The organism is Brevundimonas sp. ABV4_179 (genome assembly GCF_056311945.1).
The window spans coordinates 2,405,412-2,425,368 of sequence record NZ_CM149976.1 but is presented as its reverse complement, the minus strand read 5'-3'; the positions used below and the strand labels follow the sequence as shown (position 1 = coordinate 2,425,368).

Below are 19,957 nucleotides of genomic sequence, written 5' to 3'. Positions count from 1 at the left end.
GACGTCCGGGGCTGCACCGTCCCAAACCGACGAAGGGAGATCGCCATGTTCACCGCCTTGATCGCCGCCCTGGCCCTGTCGCAGTCCACGACAGCCGCCCCTACCGCCGAGGCGCAGGTGGCCTCGGTGCTGGATCGCCTGAACCAGGCTTCGTCCACCGCCGACGAAGCGACCTATTTCAACCTGTTCGCCCCAGACGCCCGCTTCGTCGGCACCGACGCCAGTGAGCATTGGACGATGGAGCAGTTCCGCGCCTTCGCCGAGCCGTGGTTCAAGCACGACAGCGCCTGGTCGTTTCCCGCTATGTCTCGCACCATCACCATCGCCCCGATCGACTGCCGCTGCATCGCCTGGTTCGAGGAGAAGCTGGCAAGCCCGTCCTATGGCGAGACGCGCGGCTCTGGCGTCATGCGCCTGACGGACGACGGGTGGAAGATCGAACAATATGTGCTCAGCATCGCAGTGCCTAACGACAAGGCCGATGCGGTCGTGGCCCTGATCAAGGGCGACGCGGCGCCCGCGCATTAGGGCGGAACGTATGGCCAACTTCGCGGGGCCGCGCTAAGTCGTGGCGATGGATTTCCACGAAGAGGCCTATATTCTGTCGGCCCGCGTCCACGGCGATACGGGCGCGGTTGTCGACCTGCTGACCGAGGGGCACGGAAGGCGTTCGGCCTATGTGGCGGGTGGCGCGTCGCGCAAGATGCGGCCCTTTCTGCAGGCAGGGGCGCGGGTGGTGGCGGACTACCGGGCGCGCACAGCGGACCATCTGGGCGCTGCGCGGCTGGAACCTGTGGGGGAGGGCCCCAGCGCCCTGTTCGACGACGCCCTGGCCCTGACAGGCCTGGCGGCCGCAGCCGGGGTGGCGCAGGGCGCCTTGCCGGAGCGCGAGCCGCATCCCGGCGTCTTCCTGGCGTTCGAGGCCTTGATGACGGCCTTCGCCCTGCCGGATGTCTGGCCCGCCATCTTCGTACGGTTCGAGGCCGGGCTGCTGGAGGATCTGGGTTTTGGTCTGGACCTGTCGAAATGTGCGGCGACCGGCACGGCGGATGACCTGATCTATGTCAGTCCCCGCACCGGCCGGGCGGTCAGCCGTGACGCCGGCGCTCCTTATGCCGACAAGATGCTGGCGCTGCCGCCCTTCATGCTGGGCGCGCAGGCGGGGTTGATCGAGGGCGATGTTCGGGCCGGGTTCGACCTGACCGGCCACTTCCTGGAGCAGTTCGTGTTCCACCCCCAGAACCGGCCTCTGCCGCCCGCCCGCGTCTGGATGCTGGACAAGTTGGCCGAGGCCGGCCGGCTTTAGCCGAAGGTGAAGGCGAAGACCTGAACGCCGGGGTCAAGGAACTCGATCTCGAAGGTGCGTTCGCGCACCGGCCCCGCCTGGCGGATCAACTGATAGAGCCTTTCACCCTGAATGCGGCCCAGGCCCTGGGCGTCGATGTCCGAACCGGCGTCGACGCCCAGGGCGGCGCCGTCGATGGTGACGCGGAATCGGGGCGTGGCGCCGGTCTGGCTGGGGCCCATGACCAGATGCAGGTCGCGCGCCTTGAACCGGAAAGCGACGCGACCGCCAGGGTTCTGCAGATCGGCGTGTTCGCGCGTGACCCGCCAGTCGCCCACCAGGCTCCAGTCGTTCAGTTGCAACGGCGCGCCCGCATAGGTCTTGACGATGTCGCGGCCCAGGCCGCCGGGCGAGCGGAAGTTTTCGGCGCGGGCATAACCGACATAGGTTTCGGGCGAGCCGACCTGTCCCATGTCGGCGGCCGCTTCGGCCCCGCTGGCCTGAACCCTGACCACATCATTGGCGACACCGGCCGCGCCGGCCTCCTTCAGCAGTTGCTGGATGACGCGCTCGGATCCGGCGTAGTCGCCTTCGCCGAAGTGATGGTGGCGAATCTGGCCCTTGGCGTCGATGAAATAGTGGGCGGGCCAATACTGGTTCCTGAACGCGCGCCAGACGGCGAAATCATTGTCCATCGCCACCGGATAGGCGATGCCCAGCCGCCGAATGTTCTGACGCACATTCGCCTCGGACTTCTCGAAGGCGAACTCGGGCGTATGGACGCCGATCACCACCAGCCCCTGATCCTTGTACTTCTCGGCCCAGGCGCGGACGTAGGGGATGGAGCGGATGCAATTGATGCAGGAGTAGGTCCAGAAATCGACCACCACCACCTTGCCGCGCAACTGCTCGGTCGTCAGCGGCGGGGTGTTGATCCAGGTCGTGGCGCCGGTCAGCGGCGGCATCACGCCCTCGACCGGCAGATCGGCCAGGTTCGTCGGCGCGGCGTTCGTCGGCATCCCACGACCGATCCCGCCCAGCAGCGCCTGTTCGATCCGGCCCGTGCTGCCAACCGAAATACGGGTCAGCAAGCCGGTGTCGGCTCCCAGGCCGATCACGACAACGCCGATCATGACCAGAACACCCAGGCCCCGGCGCACCCATTCGCCAACGCCCAGCGCGCCCTTCATAGCCTTGAACACCCGCCCCCCGACCAGCAGGGCCAGGGCCAGCGACGTCGCTGCCCCCGCTGCATAGGCCAGCAGCAGGACCGTCGTGCCCACGCCCGCGCCCTGAAGCGCTGCGCCGGTCAGGATCAATCCCAGGATCGGACCCGCGCACGGCGCCCACAGCAGCCCCGTGGCCACGCCCAGCAACAGGGAGGCCCGCACGTCGCCCTGGTCTCCGCCATGCCGCTCGGCCTTGTCCGTCAGCCAGGACCCCGCCGCCACGAACGGGCGCGTCAGCCGATCACCCAGGGCGGGGAATAACAGGCTGAGGCCCAGTACGCCCATGACGGCCAGGGCGATCCAGCGCCCGACCGCATTGGCCCGCACAGCCCAGCCGCCGCCCAGGGCCGCCAGGGTGGCGACCCCGGCGAAGGTGACGGCCATGCCGACAAGCAGCGGAAAGCCGTTTCTCAAGAACGGCCGGCCCGCCCGAGCGAACACGAACGGCAGAACGGGCAGGATGCAGGGGCTGACGATGGTCAGAACACCGGCGAGATAGGACAGCAGGAACAGGATCATCGGACGGCCTGACGCAGAGTGTGTGACTTCATACGAACGGCGCAGACTTTCGGTCACCCTCCGCGTCGGCTTATCCCCCAAACTGCGGCCGGGCGGGCTAGACTTATCGCTTCCGATCCCCGATTCGCAGAGCCATGACGATCCACGCCCCGCCGCCGGAAGGCGGCCGCATCATCGACGAGCCGATGGAGACGGCGCTCAGCCGCCGCTATTTGGCCTACGCCCTGTCGACCATCACCAACCGCGCCCTGCCTGACGTGCGCGATGGCTTCAAGCCTGTGCACCGGCGCATCCTGTACGCCATGCACCAGATGCGGCTGAACCCGCAGGCTGCGGCGCGCAAATGCGCCAAGGTCGTGGGTGAGGTCATGGGCGGATACCACCCGCACGGCGACGCCTCGATCTATGAGGCCCTGGTGCGCCTGGCCCAGGATTTCGCCCAGCGGTATCCGCTGGTCGATGGTCAGGGCAACTTCGGCAATATCGACGGCGATAGCGCCGCGGCCATGCGCTATACCGAGTGCAAGCTGACGCCCGCCTCCGTGTTGCTGCTGGACGGCATCGATCAGGACGCCGTCGATTTCCGCCCGACCTATGACGATCAGGACGAAGAGCCGGTCGTCCTGCCGGCCGGATTCCCGAATCTGCTGGCCAATGGGTCATCCGGCATCGCGGTCGGCATGGCCACCTCGATCCCGCCGCACAATGTCGGCGAACTGATCGACGCCTGCCAGCTATTGCTGGAGCGGCCCGAGGCGACGACCGCCGAACTTGTGCAACTGGTTCCCGGTCCCGACTTCCCCACGGGCGGCGTGTCTGTTGAAGGCGCCGCCTCGATTCTGGACGCCTATGAGACGGGCCGGGGCGGGGTGCGACTGCGCGCCAAATGGGTCGAGGAGAAGCTGGATCGCGGCGCCTATCAGATCATCATCACCGAGATGCCCTATCAGGTGCAGAAGTCGCGCCTGATCGAGGCGTTGGCGGACCTGATCGAGCACAAGAAGGCGCCGCTGCTGGGCGATGTGCGCGACGAGTCGGCCGAAGACATCCGCCTGATCCTGGAGCCGAAGAACCGCACCATCGAGCCCGAGATGCTGATGGAAAGCCTGTTCAAACTGTCCGATCTGGAGGTCCGCTTCCCGATCAACATGAACGTGCTGGACGCCAGCGGCACGCCGCGCGTCATGGGGCTGAAGGATTGTCTGCGGGCCTTCCTGGATCACCGCCGCGAAGTGCTGAACCGCCGTTCGGAATGGCGGATCGCGCGGGTTGAGAAGCGGCTGCACCTGTTGGAAGGTCTGCGGATCGTCTTCCTGAATCTGGACGAGGTCATCCGCATCGTCCGCGAGGAAGAACAGCCCAAGGCCGTCCTGATCGCGCGGTTTGGTCTGACCGAGGTTCAGGCCGACTTCATCCTCGACACCCGGCTGCGTCAGTTGGCGCGTCTGGAAGAGATGACGATCGAAAAGGAATTCAAAGAACTGTCGGACGAACTGGCCAACCTGAAGGCGCTGACGTCGTCGGAAGGCAAGCAGTGGAAGGCGATTTCCAAGGAACTGGAGGCGGTTCGCAAGGCGCTGATTTCCCCGCGCCGGACCCTGATCGCCGACGCTGTGGATGCGTCCGCCTTTGTCGCTCCCGAGGCCTTCATCCCGCGCGAGGCCATCACCGTCATCCTGTCGGAACGCGGCTGGATTCGCGCCGCAAAGGGCAAGGTCGAGGATCCATCGGAACTGAAGTTCAAGGAAGGCGACCAACTGGCCTATCTGGTCCCGGCCTATACGACCGACAAACTGCTGGTCGGGGCCTCGGACGGGCGCATCTTCACGATCGGCGCCGACAAACTGGCGTCCGGTCGTGGGCATGGCGAGCCGCTGCGCCTGATGATCGATCTGGATGAGAAGGCCGAGATCATCGCCGTGTTGGCGCACCAGCCGGGCGCAAAATTGCTGATCGCGTCCAAGGCCGGTTACGGCTTCATCGCGCCGGAAGACGACACCCTGGCCCAGAAGCGGGGCGGCAAACAGGTTCTGAACGGCGAAATGCTGGCCATGCTGCGGGTGACGGGCGACCACATCGCCACCATCGGCGAGAATATCAAGACGCTGATCTTCCCCTTGGCGGAACTGCCCGAGATGGGCCGCGGCAAGGGTGTCAAGCTGCAGAACTTCAAACAAGGCGGTCTGGCCGATGTCGCGGTGTTCAGCGCCGAGCAGGGGCCGGAATGGGCGGACGGAGGCGGGCGTCGTCGCAATTGGCCTGACTGGAAAGACTGGCTGGGCAAACGCGCCGGCGCCGGTCGTCAGGGCCCGCGCGGCCTCAGGAAGTTCAGGTAGGCGGCCGTCAGGTCGCCTGATCCTCCAGCGGGGTCCAGCCCAGCTTGCCCAGCATCTCCATCGGGCGGAAGTCGGCCTTGTAGTCCATCTTGGCCGAGCCCCTGACCCAGTAGCCCAGATAGACATAGGGCAGGCCCACGATCGCGGCCTGGCGGACATGATCCAGGATGGCGAACCGTCCCAAGCTGCGCCGATCCATCGTCGGATCGTAGAAGCTGTACACCATCGACAGGCCGTCCTTCAGCAGGTCCGTCAGGGTCACGGCGACCAGATCGCCCGGCCCGCCATCGGTGGAGGGCAGGCGGTATTCGATCAGATGGGTGCGGACGGCCGTGTCCTCGACCATGGCGACATAGTCCAGCCAGCCCATGTCGCTCATGCCGCCGGTCGGGTGGCGGGTCGTCAGATAGCGACGCAGCAGTTGGAACTGCTCGGTGGTGGCCTCGGCCTCGACCAGGGCGCGCGACAGGTCCTCGTTGCGGGCCAGCACCTTGCGCTGCGACCGACTGAAGTCGAAGCGCGGTACGGGCAGCCGCACAGAAACGCAGGCGTCGCAGGCCTCGCACGCCGGGCGATAGGCGATGTTCTGGCTGCGGCGAAATCCGGCCAGGGTCAGTTCGTCGTTGACGTGGGCGCCGTCGGAAAAGGGCAGGTTGGCGAACACCTTCCGCTCGGTCTTGCCGGGCAGATAGGGGCAGGGCGCCACCGAGGTCATGAAGAAGCGAAGCTGTCGTGTCGGAACGTGCTGGGTCACGGCCTCAGGTCCGCATCCGATCTTGCCGATTTTGCGACATCAGGCTCATGGCGCGATTTGCCGTCATTCGCGGGCCGGCTGCAAGCGTCGGCGTTGCAGCCGGGCGGGTCACAGCGAGGTGTCCGTGGGCAGGACGGGCGCCTCACGCAGCAGGACGATGGCGATCCGCCGGTTGCCGGCCAGGCTGGGGTCGTCGGGATAAAGCGGATCGGAACCCGCCTTGCCCGCCACCGAATAGATACGGTCGGCGTCGACCCCGGCCGATTGCAGCACCAGACGCGAGGCGTTGGCGCGTTGTGACGACAGGCTCCAGTCCGCCGGCGCGCTGGCGCGATTGGAGCCGGCCGTGGCGCTCGTGTGGCCGGTGATGGAGATGCGATTGGGCAGTTGATTGATGACCTTGGACACCGCTCGTAGCAGCACCTGGGCCCGTGCGTTGGGGCGGGCGGAGTTGTTGTCGAACATGGACCGACCTTCCTGATCGACCAGCTGGATGCGCAGGCCCTCCGGCGTCTGGTCCACGATCAGTTGTTTGGACAGTTCGGCCAGTTCCGGCATCGACTGCATGGCCTGACGCAGGGATTCGGCTGCGCTGGCGAATTCGGCCGCCTCGCGCTTCTGCATTTCGGCCTGGAGCGCGGCGTCGCTGGCCGAGGATAGGTTGGCGCTGGGTCCAGTCTGATCGGTCGCCGGCGCCTCGGGCGCCAGTTGCTGCAGCACGGATTGGGAGCCGGAACTCTTGGGGCCGTCGTCACCCAACGCCGTACCGCCCAGGATGCCGCCCGAGCCTGAGGTGGTCTCCGATACGCTGGCCGGTGCGAAATATTCGGCGATGCCCTTCTTCTGCTCGGGGTCGGTCGCGTTGATCAGCCACATCAGTAGGAAGAAGGCCATCATTGCGGTGACGAAGTCCGCATAGGCCACCTTCCACGCGCCGCCATGGTGGCCCCCGCCGGAGACCTTCTTGACCTTCTTGATGAGGATCGGACGATCGCTCACGGACATGGATATGCATCCCGAGGAGTGGTGTCCCATTCTGACCCGGCAAGGTTAACCGCGCGTTGACCTTGAACGCCGCCGCGACGCGGCCTAGTCCGACGCAAACGCTTTCAGGAGCCTGACATGAAGATCGCTTTCGCCGGCCTGGGCGTTATGGGCGCCCCCATGGCGCGTCATCTGGTTCAGGCGGGCTACGACGTGACCGGCTTCAATCGCACGCCCGCGAAGGCCCAGGCCTGGGCCGCCGCGACCGGCGGGCGGGCTGCGATGACCGTGGCCGAGGCGGTACGAGGCGTGGACCTGTTCGTCCTGTGCGTCGGCAATGACGACGATGTGCGCGCGGTTGTGACCGAGGCCGTGCCGCATTTGGCCGAGGGCGCCGTCATCGTCGACCACACGACCACGTCGGCCAAGTTGGCGCGCGAGATGGCCGATCTGGCGGCGGGGCAGGGGCGCCGCTTCGTGGACGCCCCCGTGTCGGGCGGTCAGGCCGGGGCTGAAAACGGCCAGCTCAGCGTCATGGCGGGCGGGGACGCCGAGGCTCTGGCTAGGGTGGAGCCCGCCCTGAACGCCTATTCCAAGGCGATCAAACACATGGGGCCGGCGGGATCGGGCCAACTGACCAAGATGGTCAACCAGATCGCCATCGCCGGCGTGGTCCAGGGCCTGGCCGAGGCGGTGCATTTCGCACAGGTCGCGGGTCTCGACACCGACGCCGCCTATGAGGCCGTGTCGAAGGGCGCGGCGCAGAGCTGGCAGATGGACAACCGCTGGAAGACGGCGGCTAGGGGCGAGTTCGAATTCGGTTTCGCCGTCGACTGGATGCGCAAGGATCTGGGTCTGGTGCTCGACGAGGCGCGGTCGAACGGCGCCAAACTGGCCCTGACGGCTCTGGTCGACCAGTTCTACGCCGAGGTGCAGGGCATCGGCGGAAATCGCTGGGACACTTCCAGCCTGGCGGCGCGGCTGCAGCCTCGCAACTGATGGTTCAGAGGCGCCGATACATGACGTGCAGCCCGACCAGGCCGTGCGTCGGGTGATCGAACGCTTCGGGGACCGTCCCGACGATGTCGAAGCCAAGCTTTCGCCACAGGGCGACGGCGACTGTATTGGTTTCCACGACCGCATTGAACTGCATGGCCTTGAATCCGGCGTCGCGGGCGAAGGCTAGGGCGGCCTCGCCCAGGGCGCGGGCCACGCCGCGTCCGCGCGCCTGGGGCGCGACCATGAAACTGCCGTTGGCGACGTGGGCGCCGTTTCCCTGCTGGTTCGGGATGATCTTGGCGGCGCCCAGCACCCGACCGTCCTCGACCGCGACCAGGGTTCCGCCGGGAGCCGACGGCGTCCAAAACCCGCGCGCCTGCGCCTCGGTCATGTCCAGCGGATAGGTGTAGGTCTCGCCCGCGCGCGTGACGGCCTCGATGATCGGCCAGAGCCCCGGCCAGTCGGCGTCCGTGACCGGCCGAATCTCGACGGTCATCGGCCCAGCAAACGCGCGGCCTGGGGGGCGAAATAGGTCAGGACGCCCGCGCAACCGGCCCGCTTGAATCCATGCAGGGTCTCCAGAATGGCACGATCCTGATTCAGCCAGCCATTGGCGATGGAGGCCTGCATCATCGCATACTCGCCCGACACCTGATAGGCGAAGGTGGGCACGCGGAAGGTTTCCGAAACCCGGCGCACGATGTCCAGATAGGGCATCCCCGGCTTGACCATCACCGCATCGGCGCCTTCCGACAGGTCCATGGCCACCTCCTTCAGCGCCTCGTCGGAGTTGGCGTAGTCCATCTGATAGGTCTTCTTGTCGCCCTTCAGCATGGCGGACGACCCCACGGCGTCGCGGTAGGGGCCATAGAAGGCCGAGGCGAACTTGGCCGCGTAGGACAGGATCAGCGTGTCCTGAAATCCATTGGCCTCCAGCGCTTCGCGCACCGCCTGGATGCGCCCGTCCATCATGTCGGAAGGCGCCACGACGTCGGCTCCGGCGTGGGCGTGAATGAAGGCCTGTTCTGCCAGGCGGTCCAGCGAAGCGTCGTTTAAAACCCGCTCTCCCTCCATCACCCCGTCGTGCCCGTGGTCGGTGTAGCAGTCCAGCGCCACGTCGGTCATGACGCCGATCTCGGGAGCAGCGTCCTTGATCGCCTTAATACAGTCGGGGATCAGGCCGTCGGGATCGGTCGCCCCGGTGCCGACCGCATCCTTGATCGCGCCATCGACATTGGGGAACAGAGCCACCATCGGAATGCCGAGGTCACGCGCCTGGACCGCCGCAGCCGCGGCCGCCTTGGGCGAAAGCCGAAACACGCCGGGCATGGAGGCGACCGGAACACGATCCTCCACCCCGTCATGCACGATCAGCGGCCAGATCAGATCGGCCGGCGTCAGGGTGGTTTCGGCCACCAGGCGGCGCACCCATGAGCTGGCGCGCAGGCGGCGCGGCCGGGCGAGCGGGAAGGGGGCGGGCTGATACGGAAGCATGGCGTGACCTTGCGAAATCTGGCGTGGGACTAGCGCCGCAGGGCGAACGGCGCAAATCGCGAGATGCGTCGGATCGTTTCGGTCGTGATCGCCGCTTGCGCGGATCGGTGAAATGCGGGCCTATCGCGACAATCAAGGGAGACGGCGATGATCTGGAAATTGGCGACGAACGTGACGGCCTTGGCTTCGGCGGCGGGCCTATCCGGCTGTATCATCATCGACTCGGACGGTGGGGAGCGCACGGTCGTCAGATCGGCTTCGGATTATGCCTTGAGGGCAGATCAGGCAGCGGCTGACGCCGAACCCGCAGGCTATGCCGACCTGTACGCCGAGGCCTTCGCCGACCCCAGGCGTCCCGCCGAAGAGGTGGCGCGCGATGCGCTGCGTCATCCGGCCGAGATGCTGGCCTTCGCCCAGCTGGCGCCCGGCGACAAGGTCGCCGACATCCGCCCCGGCTCCGGCTATTTCACCCGCCTGTTCTCCGACGTCGTCGGCCCGACTGGCCGCGTCTACGCCTTCGTGCCCGAGCGGACGATGGCGCGCGAAAACGCGGGTGCCGACGCCCTGGCCGCTGCCTATCCGAACGTGGCGCGGGTCAACGGCCTGTTGGACTCCATGACCTTCGCCGAGCCGCTGGACATGATCTTCATGAGCCAGGAGTACCACGACTTCCACATCCCCGGTTTCAACACCGACGTCGCCCGGATGAACGCCGCCGCCTTCGCCGCCCTGAGGCCGGGTGGTCGCTACATCCTGATCGACCACCAGGCCGCGCCGGGAACCGGCGTTTCGGCGGTCCAGACCCTGCACCGGATCGAAGGCGACTATCTGAAGCGCGAGGTCCAGGCGGCCGGATTTGTCTATGAGGGCGAAAGCACAGCCGTCGCCAACCCGGCCGACGATCACAGCCTGAACGTCTTCGACGAGAGGATTCGCGGCAGGACAGACCAATTCGTCTATCGCTTCCGCAAGCCGGGCTAACCCGCTCAGGCTAGTGAGAACCGTTATCAATTAACGGTTTGGGTCGTTTTGTCCATGTCGCGGACATGGACAAGGCGGCGCGGGGAGAGCAGAAAACGTTCAGCCGTCGCCATAAGCGAAAGACTCCGCGTTGTTCGATTACAAGGCCGCCTTCAACCGCTCCGTGGAGCAGGTTCGCAGCGAAGGACGCTATCGCGTCTTCGCCGATCTCAAGCGCGTGCGTGGCCAGTTCCCGCTCGCCGTGCGTCGCCGTGAAGATGGGTCCGAACAGGATGTCGTCATCTGGTGCTCCAACGACTATCTCGGCATGGGCCAGCACGACGCGGTGCTGTCGGCTATGCACGAAGAGATCGACGCCGTGGGCGCCGGCGCCGGCGGCACCCGCAACATTTCCGGCACGACCCGTTCGGCGGTGGACCTGGAGGCCGAGCTGGCCGACTGGCACCAGAAGGAAGCGGCGCTGCTCTTCACATCGGGCTATGTGGGCAATGAGGCGACGCTGTCGACGCTTCAGAAGATTCTGCCCGGCCTGATCGTCTTCTCCGACTCGGTGAACCACGCCTCCATGATCGCCGGCATCCGCCATGGCGGGGGCGAGCGTCATGTGTTCATGCACAACGACCTGGCGCATCTGGAAAGCCTGCTGGCCGCCGCGCCCGCCGACGCGCCCAAGCTGATCGCATTCGAGAGCGTCTATTCGATGGACGGCGACATCGCCGACCTGGCCGGCACCATCGCCTTGGCCAAGACATACGGCGCCATGACCTATCTCGACGAGGTGCACGCCGTTGGCCTGTATGGACGCACGGGCGCGGGCGTGGCCGAACGCGACGGCGTTCTGAACCAGATCGACATCATCGAGTGCACTTTGGGCAAGGCCATCGGCGTGATGGGCGGCTATATCGCGGCCGACGCCGTGATCGTGGACGCGGTCCGCAGCTGGGCTTCGGGCTTCATCTTCACCACCAGCCTGCCGCCGGCCCTGACGGCGGGGGCGCTAGCCTCTGTGCGTCACCTGAAAAGCCATCCGGAACTGCGTGAAAAACATCAGGAACGCGCCGCGACGCTGAAGGCTCGCTTCGCCGCTGCCGGCATTCCGGTGATGGAAAGCGAGAGCCACATCGTGCCTGTGCATGTGGGCGATCCGATCCACTGCAAGATGATCTCGGACATGCTGCTGGATGAATACGGCGTCTATGTTCAGCCGATCAACTATCCGACCGTGCCCAAGGGAACCGAGCGCCTGCGCTTCACACCCTCGCCGAACCACACCGACGCCATGATGGACCATCTGGTCCAGGCGATGGACAAGCTGTTCGCCCACTGCAACGTGGCGCGCCGTCCCGTCGCCGCATGACGACCGGCGACGACCTCGGTGAGGTCATCGTCGAGTTCACCCGTAACGGCCCCTACGTCAAATGCTCGGCCATCCACGTCGCCACCGGCCGCGAGGTCAGCGCCATGGGCCCGGTGAACGAGCCGAAGTCCGTCGAACGGGTGGCGATCGCCAAGTTGCGACGCGCCTTGGCGACATAGCCCGCGTCACGCTCGCTGGTTCGAACACGACGATGCTTGATACGCCCACCCTCGACACACCCCGTTTCGAAATGCGGAAGCTGGTTCGCCAGGACGCAACGGCGCTGTTTCCCACCCTGTCCGACGACGCCCAGTGTCTCTACATGTCGCGCGGCGCGTTCGGCAGCGAGGCGGAACTGGCGGACTGGCTGACCGATCCGACATGGCCAGGCCGCAGCTGGATCGCCGTGGATCGAACCACAGGGGCCGTCGCCGGTCGATACGTCGCCTTTCCCGGTCGAGACGAGGGCGTGTTCGAAGTCGGCTATGTCACGGTCATCGACCATCAGGGTCGTGGGGCGGCCAAGGAGTGTATGACTGCCCTGATTTCCTATCTTTTCGCGCGCGAGGGCCGCCGACGGGTCTATGCGGAAATCGACGCCGAGAATGTCGCGTCCATCGCTCTGGCCGAAAGCCTCGGCCTAGTGCGGGAGGGCTGTCTGAGGGAGCACGAGACGACCCACAAGGGGCTGTGCGACATGGTGGTCTATGGCGCGCTTCGGCGCGAGTGGCGGGTGCCACAGACTTCGACAGTCTAGCGGGCGCAGGCCATTCATTGAACGCCGCGCCACAAGATGTTGTGGTCGCGCGCGGCTGGGGATAGATAGGCCAGCTTCTGATTTGCGGGGATTTCAGCGTGACGGCCTTCACTCACGACGCCTATTTCACCAAAACGCTCGCTGACGCCGACCCGGACGTCTTCAAGGGCATCCAGGGTGAACTGGGCCGTCAGCGCGAACAGATCGAACTGATCGCCTCCGAGAACATCGTCTCCCAGGCTGTGCTGGACGCGCAAGGCTCTGTCCTGACGAACAAATATGCGGAAGGCTATCCCGGTCGCCGCTATTACGGCGGCTGCGAGTTCGTCGACATCACCGAGGATCTTGCGCGCGAGCGGGCGAAGAAGCTGTTCGGCGCCGCCTTCGCCAACGTCCAGCCTCACTCTGGCGCCCAGGCCAACCAGGCCGTCTTCTTCACCCTGCTGCAGCCCGGCGACACCTTCCTGGGCATGGATCTGGCCTGCGGCGGACACCTGACGCACGGTTCACCAGCCAACCAGTCGGGCAAGTGGTTCCGCCCCGTGACCTACAAGGTTCGCGAAGACACCCACCTGATCGACTACGATCACGTCGCCGAAATGGCCGAGAAGGAGAAGCCCAAGCTGATCCTGGCGGGCGCCAGCGCCTATTCGCGCCACATCGACTTCAAGCGCTTCCGCGAGATCGCAGATTCGGTCGGCGCCTATCTGATGGTCGATATGGCCCACTATGCCGGTCTGATCGCCGGGGGCGCCTATCCCGACCCGATCCCGCACGCCCACGTCGTGACGACCACGACGCACAAGACCCTGCGCGGCCCGCGCGGCGGCATGATCCTGTCTAACGACGTTGATCTGGGCAAGAAGATCAACTCGGCCGTTTTCCCCGGCCTGCAGGGCGGCCCGCTGGAACACGTCATCGCCGCCAAGGCCGTGGCCTTCGGCGAGGCGCTGAAGCCCGAGTTCAAGCTGTATGCCCAACAGATCGTCAAGAACGCCCAGGCCCTGTCCGGCGTGCTGATCGAGCGCGGTCTGGCCATCGTCTCGGGCGGCACGGACAGCCACCTGGCCCTGGTCGACCTGCGGCCAAAGGGTGTGACCGGCAAGGCGACCGAGCATGAACTCGAAAAGGCGCTGATGACCTGCAACAAGAACGGCGTGCCGTTCGACACTGCGCCCTTCACCGTCACCTCGGGCGTCCGCCTGGGCGCCCCCGCAGGCACCACGCGCGGCTTCGGCGAAGAAGAGTTCAAACAGATCGGTCACTGGATCGCCGACGTCGTCTCGTCGATGAACGGCGGCGACGAAGCCGATCCGGCCGTGGTCGCTGGTGTCGCTGCTCAGGTGCGCGAGTTGACGCATCGCTTCCCAATCTACGGGTAAGCCGCTGATGAAGTGCCCGTTTTGCGGTCATCAGGATACGCAGGTTAAGGATAGCCGACCGTCGGACGACGGCTCGGCCATTCGTCGCCGCCGGTCCTGTCCCAACTGCAACGGCCGCTTCACGACCTTCGAGCGCGTCCAGTTGCGCGAACTGGTCATCTTGAAGCGCAACGGACGACGCACCCCGTTCGAACGCGACAAGTTGGAACGCTCTTTAGGCGTGGCCCTGCGCAAACGCCCGGTCCAGGCCGATCAGGTCGAGCAGATGGTCAACCGGATCGTCCGCCAGTTGGAAAGTCTGGGCGAAACGGAAATCCCGTCCAGCACCGTCGGCGACTTCATCATGAAGGCGCTGAAGGGCGTGGATGAGGTGGCCTATGTCCGCTACGCCTCGGTCTATAAGGATTTCCGCCACACCGGCGATTTCGCAAAATTCCTGGGCGACGAAGGGTTGGACGAGCCGACCGGCAAGGTCTGATGCGGGTCACCCTGAAACTGGCGACCTCGCTGGACGGGCGGATCGCCACGGCCTCGGGTGAAAGCCAGTGGATCACCGGCGAGGCGGCGCGGCTGGAGGGCCACAGGCTGCGCGCCGCCCATGACGCCATTCTGGTCGGCGTGGCGACGGTGCTGCACGACGATCCCGAACTGACCGCCCGCCTGCCGGGCCGCGCCGTGGACCAGCCGTTGCGGGTTGTGCTGGACAGCCGGCTTCGGACGCCTTGCACAGCGAAGGTCGCTGGCGAGAACACCCTGATCCTGACCTCCGCCGAGCCCCAAGCCATCGGGTCGGCCAAGGTGCGGCGGGTTGAAGCGGAAGACGGCCGTCCGGCCATCCCCGCTGTGCTGAAGGCCCTGAAAGACGCTGGCGTGACCTCGGTTCTGATCGAGGGCGGCGGGCAGGTCGCGGCGTCCTTCCTGCGCGCCAAGGCCGTCGATGCGTTGGAATGGTTCCGCGCGCCCATGCTGCTGGGAGGGGAGGGGCGGCCCTGCGTCGCCGCCTTGGCTCTTGCAAAGCTGTCCGACGCCCCCAAGTTCCGTCGCCTGGGCGTTGAGCCCGTAGGCGCCGATCTGTGGGAACGCTACGTCCGTCTGTGATGTCGATTTCAGACGATTGAGACTATTCAGACTGTGTTTTCGGGGTCCGAAAGGGGCCAACGCCAAATGTTCACCGGCATCGTCACCGACATCGGCCGCGTCCGCGACGTTCGCGAGACCGACCGCGACCTGCGCTATGAGATCGAGACGGCCTGGGACACCGCAGGCATAGACCTGGGCGCCTCCATCAGTCATGCGGGCTGCTGCCTGACTGTGACGGAGAAGGGCTTGGACGAGAATGGGGGCTGGTTCGCCGTCGAGGTGTCGAACGAGACCTTGTCCAAGACCACGCTTGGCTCCTGGGCCGTGGGGGACAGCGTCAACCTGGAACGGGCGGCAAAACTGGGCGACGAGATGGGCGGCCATGTCGTTTCAGGACACGTCGACGGCTTGGGACGCATCGTTTCCATCACGCCGGAGGGCGGATCGCACCGGATCGGGGTCGAGGCTCCGTCCCCTTTGCATCGCTATATCGCCGGCAAGGGTTCGATCACCGTTGATGGCGTGTCCCTGACCGTTAACGCGGTCGAGGGGCAGGTCTTCTGGCTGAACATCATCCCCCACACCTGGGCGGTGACGACGCTGGGGGAGCTCAAGGTCGGCGATCTGGTCAATCTGGAGATCGACATGCTGGCGCGTTACCTCGCGCGGTGGCAGGAGACGGCATGATGCAAGTCCCGGCCGCCAATGTGAACGACAGCCCAATCAGTCCGATCGAGGACATCCTGGAGGACGCCCGCAACGGCCGTCCCTACATCTTGGTGGACGCCGAGGACCGCGAAAATGAGGGGGACATCATCATCCCCGCCCAGTTCGCCACGCCGGACCAGATCAACTTCATGATCCGCCAGGCGCGGGGCCTGGTCTGCCTGGCCCTGACGGCCGAGCGGGCGCAGCAACTGCGCCTTCCGCCGATGGCCGCCGACAATCGCGAGAGCATGAAGACGGCCTTCACCGTCTCCATCGAGGCCAAGGAGGGCGTCACGACCGGCATCTCCGCCGCCGACCGCTCGCGCACCATCCATGTGGCGACCGATGCGTCCAAGGGCATGGACGACATCGTCTCACCCGGCCACATCTTCCCCCTGGTGGCGCGCGATGGCGGCGTTTTGGTCCGCGCTGGCCACACCGAGGCGGCCGTGGACATCAGCCGCATGGCCGGCCTGACGCCCGCCGGGGTGATCTGCGAGATCATCAAGGACGACGGCGAGATGGCGCGGATGCCCGATCTGGTGGCCTTCGCCCAACTGCATGGGCTGAAGATCGGCACCATCGCCGATCTGATCGCCTATCGCCGCCGCACAGAACGCTTCGTCGAGCGGATTATGGACACCCCGTTCGACAGTGTGCACGGCGGACCGTTCCGCCTGATGCTGTACAAGAACACCATCGAGGGGGCCGAACACGTCGCCCTGGTCCACGGCCGGATCGACCCGTCCAAGCCGACCCTGGTGCGGATGCATCAGGTCGATTTCGCCTGCGACCTGCTGGGTCACGTGGAGGCGCGCCAGGATTATGTGCCCAGCGCCCTGCGCCAGATCACCGACCATGAGGGCCCCGGCGTGGTCGTGTTCCTGCGCGACCCGTCGCTGACATCGCTGGCCGAGCGGCTGGCGGGGGCGGACCGGCCAACGGCGGTGGATCGGTCGCTGCGGGCTTACGGAGTCGGGGCGCAGATCCTGCTGGACCTGGGCGTCAAGGACATGATCGTGATGAGTTCGACCCGACCCGAACCAACCGCGCTGGAAGGCTACGGCCTGCGCATCGTCGGCTGGCGGGACATGGATGGAGAGACCAAGGCGTGAGCGAAGCCCCCCGTATTCTGATCGTTGAGGCTCGGTTCTATGACGAGCTGGCGGACGCCCTTCTCGAGGGCGCCAAGGAGACGCTGAAGGCGCGCGGCGCCGACTTCGACGTGATCACCGTGCCCGGCGCGCTGGAAATCCCTCCCGCGATCGCCATGGCCGAAGAGGCGGGACGCTTCCCGACCGCGCCACGCTATGACGGCTATGTCGCGCTCGGCACGGTCATCCGCGGCGAGACCTATCATTTCGAGATCGTCTCGGATCAGTCGGCGGCCGGCATCATGGCCCTGGGGGTCAAGGGTCTGGCCATTGGCAACGGCGTGCTGACGACCGAGGACGAGGATCAGGCCTGGTATCGGGCGCGGTTGTCGGAAGGGGATAAGGGGGGCGGGGCGGCGAAAGCCTGTCTGGAACTGATTGCCTTGAAGAAGCGATTGCGCGTAGGCGTCGGCGCATGACTGAACCGAACAGCGTAAAAGCCGTCCTCGAACAACTCGCCGAAGCCCAAAGGCAGCGCGCCGAGCCGAATCTGACCTCCAAACAGCGCCGCGCCCGAACCGTGTCGCGTCTCGCCGCCGTGCAGGCGCTCTATCAGATGGAGCTTGCGGGCGAGGGCGTGGAGACGGTGATCACCGAATTCTCCAACTTCCGCTTCGACGCCGACATCGAGGGCGAGGCCCTGGCCGAGGCCGACGAGGCCTATTTCGCAGACATCGTGCGCGGCGTGATCGAAAGCCAGCGCGATATCGACGCCGCCATCAAGGCGCGCCTGGCCTCCAACTGGAAGCTGGAGCGGATCGACGCCACCCTGCGCGCCCTTCTGCGGTCGGGCGCCTGGGAGCTGATGAAACACCCCGAGACGCCGCGCGAGGTCGTGATCGACGAATACGTCGAGCTGGCCAAGGCCTTCTTCGACGACGCCGAGGCGCGCTTCGTCAACGCCGCGCTGGACGGCGTAGCCAAAGACACGCGCAAATAATGCCCGCGCTCGACGTCGCGGGCGAGTTCGAGACGATCGAGAGGCTGCTGAGGCCCCTGGCCCATCCCGAGTGGGCGAGGGGGCTTATGGACGACGTGGCTGTGTTGCCGTCGCGTCCCGGCCATGACCTCGTCCTGACCAAGGACGCCATGGTCGAGGGCGTGCATTTCCTGCCCGACGATCCGATGAATACCGTGGCCAGGAAGCTGCTGCGGGTGAATCTGTCGGACTTGGCGGCCAAGGGCGCCGAGCCGTTCGGCTATCTGCTGTCCTGCTTCTGGCCGGAACGCTGCGGCTGGCCAGAGCGCGAAGCCTTTGCGGCGGGTCTGGCCGAGGATCAGGCCAGGTTCGGCGTGGCCCTGCTGGGCGGCGACACGGTCAGGACGCCGGGACCGGCCAGCTTCTCCCTGACTGCCCTGGGCTGGGTGTCGGCGGGCGCGGCGGTTTCGCGGGCGGGGGCGCAGGTGGGGGATCTGGTCTTCGTCACCGGCGCCATCGGCGATGGGTTTCTGGGCCTGCGGGCGGCGCGGGGTGAACTGTCGCTGGACGAGGTGCGTCTCGCGGCTCTGATCGACCGCTACCGGACGCCGACGCCGCGCCTGGATTTCGCACAGGCGATCCGAGAGTTCGCGACGGCATCGGTGGATGTGTCCGATGGTCTGGCGGCGGACCTGGGCCATATCGCCCACGTCAGCGGCGTCGGCGTCACCCTTAACCTGAACGTTCTGCCGCTGTCGGCCGCCGCCCAGGCGTGGTTCGACGACCGCGTCGATGCTCAACTGTCGTTGGAAGACCTGGCCAGCGGCGGCGACGACTACGAGATCGCCTTCACCGCCCGTCCCCGCCATGAGGAGGCGCTGCGTCGCGAGGCCGAGAAGCGACTGGTCCGACTGACGCGAATAGGCGACGTAACTTCCGGCGCCGGCCTGACCGCGATCCACGACGGTCGTCCGATCGAAATGAGACGTCGCGGCTGGACCCATGGCTGAGGCGGCAAGGGAATCCTAACGCCCATCGGCTAAAGAGTCGTGATGGATCGCAGAACCCTGATAGCCGCCGGGACCGTCGCCCTTGCAGGCGGCCTGCCGCGCCCCGCCGCCTCCAGCGACGCACCTGCCGCGCCTGCGTCCTTGAGCATCGCCGGATTGGGCCTACCGGTCATCGACGGCGGCCGGCTTCGCAACTACGTCTTCGTCGCGCTTCGACTGGAACTGGGCGCCGGCAAGACGATGGAACAGATCAAGCCCAAGGAAGCCTTCTTTCGCGACGCCCTGGTCCGCGCCGCCCATCGCACGCCCTTCACCGTGCCCGGCGACTGGACCCGATTGGATGAACGCGCCCTTTCCGCCGCCCTTGTTTCGGCTTCGGCCGCGATTTCCGGGCGCGGCTCCATCCGGCGTGTCCAGGTGCTCAGCCAGACACCGCGTCGCCGGACAGGGATACCGACGCCGCGTTAGATGCCACCGAGGATTTTGGCTTCCTCGTCTAAGGTGTTCCCGCCGGCCACCACGTCTTCCGCTTCCTTGCGCTTCGCCGCGACAAGCGCCGCGTGCTGCTCAGGCGTATAGCAAATGCGCTGCTGCAGCCGTCGGCCGGTAGGAGCGCGCGTTTCGCAGATCCGACGCGACCTTTGAGGCGCCGCCTGCGTGGTGGGCGCGGGTTGGGCCGTAGCCGGTGCGGGCGCCGCCGGTTGGTCTTGAACCATTAAGGCTGCGACGAAAAACGCGACATTCAAGATCATTTGCAAAACCTCATTCTCATGAAGGGTCTCACGATCTGCGCGAAGTGGCAACGGTCTCAGGTTGTTTTGAAGCGGGTCGCTCTCACGGCCACCTGGTGTGATTGCATCGAAACTCCCGCCGTGACACCGTTGGTATGCAAATCCCAAAGGACGCACTGACGCGTTCGCCGCGTGCGGGGGGACCGGAAGGCGGACAGAGGCGACAACGCCCGACCGCCGCCCATGGCCTGCGCGCCTGGTTGCAAGGGCATGGAAAC

Annotated in this window: 23 protein-coding genes; 17 read left to right on the top strand and 6 right to left on the bottom strand. The window is 66.1% G+C overall.

What is annotated here, in order from left to right; translation table 11 throughout:
- Nucleotides 1–45: 45 nt before the first annotated feature.
- Both ACYX4P_RS11740 and recO read left to right on the top strand, forming a co-directional pair.
- Nucleotides 46–528: a nuclear transport factor 2 family protein gene (locus ACYX4P_RS11740; RefSeq protein WP_248116573.1), complete on the top strand. Its 483-nt coding sequence runs from the start codon at nt 46–48 to the stop codon at nt 526–528.
- 46 nt (nt 529–574) lie between these two features.
- Nucleotides 575–1,306 carry a DNA repair protein RecO gene (gene recO, locus ACYX4P_RS11735; RefSeq protein WP_248116572.1) on the top strand — a complete coding sequence of 244 codons (732 nt, stop codon included), beginning with the start codon at nt 575–577 and terminating at the stop codon, nt 1,304–1,306.
- On the opposite strand, the gene ACYX4P_RS11730 is transcribed toward recO, so the two are convergent.
- On the bottom strand, nt 1,303–3,033 hold the full coding sequence (locus ACYX4P_RS11730) for a cytochrome c biogenesis protein DipZ (protein WP_248116570.1): 1,731 nt from the start codon (nt 3,031–3,033) through the stop codon (nt 1,303–1,305). The genes recO and ACYX4P_RS11730 overlap by 4 nt on opposite strands.
- 134 nt (nt 3,034–3,167) lie before the next feature.
- Between ACYX4P_RS11730 and parC the strand changes: the two genes are divergently transcribed.
- The gene (gene parC, locus ACYX4P_RS11725) at nt 3,168–5,369 is read left to right on the top strand and encodes a DNA topoisomerase IV subunit A (RefSeq protein ID WP_248116567.1); all 2,202 of its coding nucleotides are present in this window, start codon (nt 3,168–3,170) and stop codon (nt 5,367–5,369) included.
- A 7-nt stretch (nt 5,370–5,376) separates the two neighbouring features.
- Here the strand turns inward: parC and ACYX4P_RS11720 are convergent, their stop codons facing one another.
- On the bottom strand, nt 5,377–6,123 hold the full coding sequence (locus ACYX4P_RS11720; protein ID WP_292046248.1) for an arginyltransferase: 747 nt from the start codon (nt 6,121–6,123) through the stop codon (nt 5,377–5,379).
- A gap of 108 nt (nt 6,124–6,231) precedes the next feature.
- Nucleotides 6,232–7,128 carry a flagellar motor protein MotB gene (locus tag ACYX4P_RS11715; protein WP_248116563.1) on the bottom strand — a complete coding sequence of 299 codons (897 nt, stop codon included), beginning with the start codon at nt 7,126–7,128 and terminating at the stop codon, nt 6,232–6,234.
- Nucleotides 7,129–7,245: 117 nt separating this feature from the next.
- Between ACYX4P_RS11715 and ACYX4P_RS11710 the strand changes: the two genes are divergently transcribed.
- Nucleotides 7,246–8,106 carry an NAD(P)-dependent oxidoreductase gene (locus ACYX4P_RS11710; RefSeq protein WP_248116561.1) on the top strand — a complete coding sequence of 287 codons (861 nt, stop codon included), beginning with the start codon at nt 7,246–7,248 and terminating at the stop codon, nt 8,104–8,106.
- Between the two features lie 4 nt (nt 8,107–8,110).
- Here ACYX4P_RS11710 and ACYX4P_RS11705 read toward each other — a convergent pair whose 3' ends face one another.
- Nucleotides 8,111–8,602, bottom strand: coding sequence for a GNAT family N-acetyltransferase (locus ACYX4P_RS11705; protein ID WP_248116559.1), 492 nt, complete (start codon nt 8,600–8,602; stop codon nt 8,111–8,113).
- Nucleotides 8,599–9,600, bottom strand: a complete 1,002-nt coding sequence (gene hemB / locus ACYX4P_RS11700; protein WP_248116558.1) for a porphobilinogen synthase — start codon at nt 9,598–9,600, stop codon at nt 8,599–8,601. The genes ACYX4P_RS11705 and hemB overlap by 4 nt, the downstream gene beginning before the upstream one ends.
- A 270-nt stretch (nt 9,601–9,870) precedes the next feature.
- On the opposite strand from hemB, the gene ACYX4P_RS11695 reads away from it, so the two are divergent.
- From ACYX4P_RS11695 to ACYX4P_RS11635, 13 genes are all read left to right on the top strand, one after another.
- A complete protein-coding gene (locus ACYX4P_RS11695; protein ID WP_248116556.1) occupies nt 9,871–10,581 on the top strand; it encodes a class I SAM-dependent methyltransferase in 711 nt (236 codons plus the stop codon).
- 130 nt (nt 10,582–10,711) lie between these two features.
- The gene (hemA, locus tag ACYX4P_RS11690; RefSeq protein ID WP_248116554.1) at nt 10,712–11,938 is read left to right on the top strand and encodes a 5-aminolevulinate synthase; all 1,227 of its coding nucleotides are present in this window, start codon (nt 10,712–10,714) and stop codon (nt 11,936–11,938) included.
- The gene (locus tag ACYX4P_RS11685; protein WP_248116552.1) at nt 11,935–12,117 is read left to right on the top strand and encodes a DUF6898 family protein; all 183 of its coding nucleotides are present in this window, start codon (nt 11,935–11,937) and stop codon (nt 12,115–12,117) included. The genes hemA and ACYX4P_RS11685 overlap by 4 nt, the downstream gene beginning before the upstream one ends.
- A 32-nt stretch (nt 12,118–12,149) precedes the next feature.
- Nucleotides 12,150–12,695 carry a GNAT family N-acetyltransferase gene (locus tag ACYX4P_RS11680; protein WP_248116550.1) on the top strand — a complete coding sequence of 182 codons (546 nt, stop codon included), beginning with the start codon at nt 12,150–12,152 and terminating at the stop codon, nt 12,693–12,695.
- Nucleotides 12,696–12,793: 98 nt separating this feature from the next.
- Nucleotides 12,794–14,077, top strand: coding sequence for a serine hydroxymethyltransferase (glyA, locus tag ACYX4P_RS11675; protein ID WP_292046249.1), 1,284 nt, complete (start codon nt 12,794–12,796; stop codon nt 14,075–14,077).
- Between the two features lie 7 nt (nt 14,078–14,084).
- Entirely contained in the window at nt 14,085–14,555 is a 471-nt protein-coding gene (nrdR, locus tag ACYX4P_RS11670) for a transcriptional regulator NrdR (protein WP_248116548.1), read from the top strand.
- On the top strand, nt 14,555–15,175 hold the full coding sequence (locus tag ACYX4P_RS11665) for a RibD family protein (RefSeq protein ID WP_248116546.1): 621 nt from the start codon (nt 14,555–14,557) through the stop codon (nt 15,173–15,175). Before nrdR ends, ACYX4P_RS11665 begins: the two co-directional genes overlap by 1 nt.
- Before the next feature lie 66 nt (nt 15,176–15,241).
- Nucleotides 15,242–15,844, top strand: a complete 603-nt coding sequence (locus ACYX4P_RS11660; protein WP_248116544.1) for a riboflavin synthase — start codon at nt 15,242–15,244, stop codon at nt 15,842–15,844.
- Entirely contained in the window at nt 15,841–16,980 is a 1,140-nt protein-coding gene (gene ribB / locus ACYX4P_RS11655; RefSeq protein ID WP_248116542.1) for a 3,4-dihydroxy-2-butanone-4-phosphate synthase, read from the top strand. Before ACYX4P_RS11660 ends, ribB begins: the two co-directional genes overlap by 4 nt.
- Nucleotides 16,977–17,438: a 6,7-dimethyl-8-ribityllumazine synthase gene (ribH, locus tag ACYX4P_RS11650; protein WP_248116540.1), complete on the top strand. Its 462-nt coding sequence runs from the start codon at nt 16,977–16,979 to the stop codon at nt 17,436–17,438. The genes ribB and ribH overlap by 4 nt, the downstream gene beginning before the upstream one ends.
- Entirely contained in the window at nt 17,435–17,959 is a 525-nt protein-coding gene (nusB, locus tag ACYX4P_RS11645) for a transcription antitermination factor NusB (RefSeq protein WP_248116538.1), read from the top strand. Before ribH ends, nusB begins: the two co-directional genes overlap by 4 nt.
- The gene (gene thiL / locus ACYX4P_RS11640; RefSeq protein WP_248116536.1) at nt 17,959–18,948 is read left to right on the top strand and encodes a thiamine-phosphate kinase; all 990 of its coding nucleotides are present in this window, start codon (nt 17,959–17,961) and stop codon (nt 18,946–18,948) included. The genes nusB and thiL overlap by 1 nt, the downstream gene beginning before the upstream one ends.
- A gap of 42 nt (nt 18,949–18,990) precedes the next feature.
- A complete protein-coding gene (locus ACYX4P_RS11635) occupies nt 18,991–19,416 on the top strand; it encodes a hypothetical protein (protein ID WP_248116534.1) in 426 nt (141 codons plus the stop codon).
- Here ACYX4P_RS11635 and ACYX4P_RS11630 read toward each other — a convergent pair.
- Nucleotides 19,413–19,700, bottom strand: coding sequence for a hypothetical protein (locus ACYX4P_RS11630; RefSeq protein ID WP_248116532.1), 288 nt, complete (start codon nt 19,698–19,700; stop codon nt 19,413–19,415). The genes ACYX4P_RS11635 and ACYX4P_RS11630 overlap by 4 nt on opposite strands.
- Nucleotides 19,701–19,957 lie beyond the last annotated feature (257 nt).